Source organism: Cupriavidus sp. 8B (genome assembly GCF_054589115.1).
The window spans coordinates 1-625 of the sequence record NZ_BAAILO010000473.1 but is presented as its reverse complement, the minus strand read 5'-3'; the positions used below and the strand labels follow the sequence as shown (position 1 = coordinate 625).

Sequence of the window (625 nt, the reverse complement as noted above, 5' to 3'; positions counted from 1 at the left end):
GTCCTCTCGGCGGTCGACGCCTGCTTCCAGTACTGGAAGAGACCAAACGAAGTGCTGCGAAGACTATGCTGCATTACTTAAGACGCTGTGTTTAGTACCCATGACGATGAGGTAGTGGCCGAATTGCTGAGCAAGGTGCTAGATGGCGCCCCGCGAGGTTCCACGCATTGGAGCGTGCGATAAGGCCGTTCCAGCAGCGCTGAATGTGCACATGATCGTGGACAACTACGCTACTCACAAGCGTCCCAAGGTCAAGGCATGGTTGGCCAAACGCCCGCGTTATCACATGCACTTCACGCCGACGTACTCGAGCTGGCTCAACCAGGTCGAGCGCTGGTTCGGGTTGATCACGCAGCAGGCTATCCGCCGCGGATCATTTGAAAGCGTGCGCCAATTGGTCCTGCAAATCCAGCGCTACGTCGAGCACTACAACGTTCACAAACGCCCCTTTATCTGGACGGCTACGGCTGATTCGATCCTCGCCAAAGTCGAGCGTCTACGTAAAGTTATTTCTGGGACACAACACTAGGGAAATGCTGATCAATTCAGCTACAGGTCATCCGGCGGAAAGCGTGGCGCGTTGAAGGTGAAGGCATGAAAAACAAAGACAAGGATGAAACAAACG

The 625-nt window shown here is 54.4% G+C and carries 1 pseudogene; it reads left to right on the top strand.

Features of this window, described 5'->3' with window-relative positions:
* Positions 1–178: 178 nt before the first annotated feature.
* A pseudogene (locus tag ACYP5B_RS44590) lies at positions 179–529 on the top strand (transposase); the annotation flags it as partial.
* Positions 530–625: the final 96 nt, after the last annotated feature.